This is a genomic window from Ideonella azotifigens, from assembly GCF_006519715.1.
Lineage (GTDB): Bacteria > Pseudomonadota > Gammaproteobacteria > Burkholderiales > Burkholderiaceae_C > Ideonella > Ideonella azotifigens.
The window spans coordinates 1-4,944 of the sequence record NZ_VIDT01000424.1 but is presented as its reverse complement, the minus strand read 5'-3'; the positions used below and the strand labels follow the sequence as shown (position 1 = coordinate 4,944).

The window sequence follows — 4,944 nt, the reverse complement described above, 5'->3', positions numbered from 1 at the left end:
ACAGTTCATGGACTGAGCGGCTGTGAACGTCTCACTCAAAGCTTCTCTTCTCACGCTGGCCCTGACGCTCGCACTGGCGGCCAGTTTCGGTGCCGCAGCCCAGACTGCGCCGCCCGCCATTCGCCCTGAAGTCGTCAAACCGCTGCTGGCCTCGCGCTGATGGCGCAAGGCCTGGACGGTGCAGGGCAACGACGGCGCGACCGATCTGGCGCGGCTGTGGCCGCTGGCGGTGCGCTGAGCGAACTTCAGGCCAGCATGACCAACTCGGAATATGGCGCGAGCATGGCGTCGGCGGTCAGCAAGTGCAGCGGCTCGGCCATCGCCTGAGCCACCAGCAACCGGTCGAACGGGTCGCTGTGATGCAGTGGCAACAGGCCGACGCCGGCTGCATGAGAAGCCCGCACCGGCAATTCGGAAAAGCCGCTGTCAGGGATGGCGGCGGCGAGCGCTTGTGGATCGGCTTGGAGCTTGCCAAGCTTGGCCTTGATGGCGATCTCCCAGATCGACGCGGCAGAGACAAAGACCTCGTCCGCGGACTCGATGAGACGCCGTGCCGCCGGCTTCAGTGAACGCGAGTCGGTGACGGCCCACAGGTAGATGTGGGTGTCCAGCAGCAGGCGCATCAGCGGCCCTCGAATCCGGCCAACACCTCATCGGGCAGCGGCGCGTCGAAGTCCGCGGCGACCTTGACCTTGCCTTTGAGCACGCCGAACCTGATCTTGCCCTTGCTGCTAGACAGTTGGGTGATGCGCGCGATCGGTTTGCCGTGGCGGCTCACGACCACGTCTTCGCCCGACGCTGCTTGGTCCACCAGCTGGGAAAGGCGGGTCTTCGCGTCGTAGATGTTGACTGGATTCATGGCGGGCGACTCGGGCAGAATTCAGACCAAGTCTAGTCTATTTGGCCTGCCTGTCGCAACCGCCATGGGTTCAGATCGTCACCACCCACCCCCGCCGCTGCATCAGCTTCGCAACGGCCCACCACACCGCCACGCCCGCCAGCGCCCACAGGTGAGACGGCCACAGCGGGCCGGTCCAGGGGGTCATCCAGGCGAAGCCGCTGGCGTAGAGCTTGGCGCCCCAGCCGGTGCCTTCGAGCAGGCAGGTCATCAGCCAGGCGCCAGCATAGGCGGTGATGGCGTTGATGCCAAAGGACTGGCCCAGGGGCGGCAGGCCTTGGCGGTCGATCAGGCGGTGGAAGAAGGCCAATGCCAGCGTGGCCCAGCCACCGGCCCAGAGCACGAACGAAGGCGTCCACAGCGACTTGTTCCAGGGCCAGACCAGCGAGCCGAGTGCGCCTAGCATCAGTGCGATCAGCGCGAGCGTCCACAGCCGTTGCAGCGCGCCGCGGCGCAAGGTCTCTCCAGCGATCAGGCCCAGCAGCGTGGTGGCCAGTGCGCCGAGCGGGCCCACCGGGCCTTCGGGGTCGAACGCGAGGCCGGTGGCTGCGTCCCATTGGTAGGCGTGGCGGCCCAGCAGCCAGCTGTCGACACGCGCTTCGGCATTGCTGCCGGTTTGCAGGCCGCCGGGCGCCAGCAGCAATGCACCGTAGCCCAATAGCAGCGCAATGAACAACCAAGGCCAGCGGCGGCGCGGCAGCAGCACGGCGACGCTGCCAGTCAGCCCGAAGCAGAGCCCGATGCGCTGCAGCACGCCAAACGGCCGGAACGCGCGCGTGTCCATGGCCCAGTGCGCCACCGCGTGCAGCACCAGTCCGAGCAGCACGATGCGCATCGCGCGCCACCACAGCGCGCCCGCGAGGCCCGCGGTCTCGCCACGGTCCCGTTTAGGTCCCGTGGCAAAGGCCAGCGACACGCCGACGATGAACAGGAAGCCCGGGAAGATCAGGTCGGTGGGCGTGCAACCGTGCCACTCGGCATGCTCCAGCGGCCACCACACATGGCCCCAGTCGCCAGGGTTGTTGACCAGGATCATCGCGGCGACGGCCCAGCCTCTGAGGGCGTCGATGGAGGCGAGGCGCGGATTGGGTCGTTGCATGGGTGGGTGCGAGATCAGGCCGCCGGGGTGTGTTGTTCCGCTCATGTCCTCCGGCCTGCGGCCTCCCCCTTTACTTCGCTGCACAACACCCCCCACCGTCCTGATCGGGTACGCGACTGGGCTGTTCGACCGTTGCAGTAAGACCCGCTTCCCGCAGCGGGTGTCGGGTGGTCACTGCAGCGAAGTAAAGGAGGAGGCCGCAGGCCGGGGGACATGAGCGGAAGTGACTACCCGGCGACCGCGACTCGCGCCTACCGGGACGGGAGGAGCTTTAGATGTTGCAAGGACTCGTCAACGGAGGATCGGTTACAGGTACCTGATCCAGATGACTCAAGCCCTCGCGGCGCAAACGCTGAACTTCCGCATCCACCTGCGCAGGGCTCAGTTGCTCGTCCTTCGCGTGCAAAACCCAGTCCACCTGCTGTCGCCAGATGCGCATGCCGGCACTGGTGGGCAGCAGGCCTTCGGGTGAGAACCAGAGGTTGAAGCTGATGGCCATGGGCTGCACCGGGTGGTTGCGGCCGCCGTGGGTGGCGAGGGGCTGGCCGTCGAGGAAGAGGCGGGTGTTGGTGGCGTCCACCTGCATCAACAGCGTGTGCCAACCGTCCAGTGCAGCGAAGTGTTCGTGGGCTTGGTTGTAGGCGGCCCAGGGTTCGATGCGCACGGTCTGCCAGGCAATGCCGTAGAGGCGCGTCTTGTCGCTGCCCCAGCCGCCGTTGGCGAGGTACTCCCAGTCGAGCTCGCTGAACTCGGGGTCGAAGTCGAAGCGCAGCGGGGCGACGGCGTAGAAGGTCTGGATGACCGGGTCGCCGTCCGGGCCACGCTCGGGGGTGTCGTGGAAACGGATGCGCGCGGCGTAGGTGCCGCGCAGGAACTTGCGCTGCTGGCAGAGCTGGGCTTGGGCACTGTGGGCCGGTGTGCCGTCCGTGCGGGCTTCGAGTTCCAGCAGGCGTCCGCCGCTGGTGTCCGGGTCGGCCACCAGGCGCAGCGTGTTCGGGCCCCAGGCCGCGCCGGCAATGCCGGGGTGGCCTGCTTCGCTGCGCACGATCCAGCCGTTCTGGCTCAGCGCTTCAAGCGAGGGCTGGCTGAAGTCGTCGAAGAAGAGTTCGCTGGACTGCGCGCTGGCGCAGGCAAACAGCGCACTGGCCATCAGCAGCGGCCTCATGCGAGAGAACCTTCGCCGGCAGGTGTTGACTGGGCGGCTGGCGCGCCGTCGCGGCCGGGCAGTTTGACCCAGACCAACAGCGCCAGCGCTGGCACGCCGCAGGCGATCGTCCAGTAGAAGAAATGTTCGTAGCCCAGGGCGGCCTGCAGGTCGCCGCTGATGGTCTTGGAGAAGATGAAACCCAGCTGCATCACGCCGGAGCCCAGCGCGTAGTGGGCGGTCTGGAACGGGCCGGGTGCCACGGCCTGCATGATGTACAGGATCATGCCGACGAAGCCGAAGCCGTAGCCGAACATCTCGATCGTCACGGCGATGGCGATGTCGCTCAGCGTGCTGGGCATGCCGGGCAGCGAGGCCAGCAGCGTGGGCAGCGCGATGCCGCTGTCCACCGCCGGCCGCACATGCGCGAGCCACGCAAAAGTCATGTTGGGCACGGCCATCGCGATGATCAGCAGTGGCATGGCGCGCTTCAGGCCCAGCCTGGAGGCGAACAGCCCGCCCAGGATGCTGCCGACCAGGAAGGCCGCGGTGCCGATGCCACCGTAGATCGCGCCGATCTGTTCGGTCAGCAGGCCTAGCCCCCCGGCCTCGCGCTTTTCCAGCAGGAACAGCGGGCCGATGGTCTGCACCTGGCCTTCGGCAAAGCGGAACAGCACGATGAACAGGATGGCCAGCCAGATGCCAGGCTTGCGGAAAAACGCGACGATGACTTCCTGCAGCGTCTGCCACACGGCCTGGGCGCTGCGCGGTGCATTCGCGGCCGAGGCCGGCGAGGGCAGGGCCCAGGCGTTGTAGCTGGCCAGCAGCGCGAGCAGCACGGCGAGGCCGCAGAAGATGGTGGACCAGGCGTTGAACACGCCGACCGACTTTTCCAGATGGCCGGCCCAGACGATCAGTGCGCCCAGCGTGAGGAACTTCGAGGCGTTGAAAAACGCGCCTTGCCAGCCCGCATAGGCGGCCTGCTGTGGCGCGCTGAGCGAGGCCATGTACAGGCCGTCGCAGGCAATGTCGTGCGTGGCAGAGGCATAGGCCAGCAGGCACAGCACGGCAATGGTCAGTGCAAAGAAGGCGGGCGACTGCAGCACCAGCGCCACCGCGCCCAGGCACACCGCGCCGGTGAACTGCATCGCCACGACGATGCGCTTCTTGCTGCGGAACAGTTCCAGGAACGGGCTCCACAGCGGCTTGATGGCCCAGGCCAGGCCCAGCACGCCGGTCCAGCGCGCGATCTCCTGGTTGCTCACGCCCATGTTCTTGAACATCAACCCGGCGATCAGCATCACCACCCAGAACTGCATGCCCTGCACGAAGTACAGGCTGGGCACCCAGCGCATCGGCGAACCGCCCGCGCGGGGCTGCACGCGGGAAGAAGAGGAGGCGTCAGACATCGCGGGCTCCGGGCAGGCGGTTCAGGGCAACAGGGGAAGGTCTCAGCGGACCGGTGGCACCAGCTCGACCGGGGCCACGCCCGTCGCTTGCAAGCGGCCGGCCAGCCAGTCGGTGACGGCTTCCAGCGCGCCCTCGGCATAGCCCCAGCTGACGAGCGACGGGGCGGGCACGTCCAGCACCTGGAACGGATTCCACAAGGCGATGTGCAGCGCGGGCTGCCATGTGGCGGCTGCAACTGGGTAGCGCTTGCGATGGTTGGACACCAGCACCAGCATGCGGCCATCGTCCGGCAGCGTGCCGAAGTCGAAGCTGGTCAGGTCCTCGACCAGCAGCATCTCGACATCCGCGTCCAGCGCGAACAGTGCGCGCACCGCGGCGCCTTCCAGGCCGGCT

Annotated in this window: 6 protein-coding genes and 1 pseudogene; 1 reads left to right on the top strand and 6 read right to left on the bottom strand. The window is 67.4% G+C overall.

Annotated elements, in window-relative coordinates; translation table 11 throughout:
• Positions 1-22: 22 nt before the first annotated feature.
• The gene (locus FKP22_RS32380; RefSeq protein ID WP_170200994.1) at positions 23-160 is read left to right on the top strand and encodes a hypothetical protein; all 138 of its coding nucleotides are present in this window, start codon (positions 23-25) and stop codon (positions 158-160) included.
• A gap of 85 nt (positions 161-245) precedes the next feature.
• Here FKP22_RS32380 and FKP22_RS20970 read toward each other — a convergent pair whose 3' ends face one another.
• The 6 genes and pseudogenes from FKP22_RS20970 to FKP22_RS32375 all read right to left on the bottom strand — a co-directional run.
• On the bottom strand, positions 246-623 hold the full coding sequence (locus tag FKP22_RS20970; RefSeq protein WP_141289635.1) for a type II toxin-antitoxin system VapC family toxin: 378 nt from the start codon (positions 621-623) through the stop codon (positions 246-248).
• Positions 623-859 (bottom strand): type II toxin-antitoxin system Phd/YefM family antitoxin, encoded by a 237-nt coding sequence (locus tag FKP22_RS20965; RefSeq protein ID WP_141289634.1) that lies wholly within the window; start codon positions 857-859, stop codon positions 623-625. The genes FKP22_RS20970 and FKP22_RS20965 overlap by 1 nt, the downstream gene beginning before the upstream one ends.
• Positions 860-929: 70 nt before the next feature.
• Positions 930-1,997, bottom strand: coding sequence for an acyltransferase family protein (locus FKP22_RS20960; protein ID WP_141289633.1), 1,068 nt, complete (start codon positions 1,995-1,997; stop codon positions 930-932).
• A gap of 271 nt (positions 1,998-2,268) precedes the next feature.
• The gene (locus tag FKP22_RS20955) at positions 2,269-3,162 is read right to left on the bottom strand and encodes a glycoside hydrolase family 16 protein (RefSeq protein ID WP_141289632.1); all 894 of its coding nucleotides are present in this window, start codon (positions 3,160-3,162) and stop codon (positions 2,269-2,271) included.
• Entirely contained in the window at positions 3,159-4,550 is a 1,392-nt protein-coding gene (locus FKP22_RS20950) for an MFS transporter (protein ID WP_141289631.1), read from the bottom strand. The genes FKP22_RS20955 and FKP22_RS20950 overlap by 4 nt, the downstream gene beginning before the upstream one ends.
• A 42-nt stretch (positions 4,551-4,592) precedes the next feature.
• Positions 4,593-4,944: pseudogene (locus tag FKP22_RS32375) on the bottom strand (beta-N-acetylhexosaminidase); the annotation flags it as partial.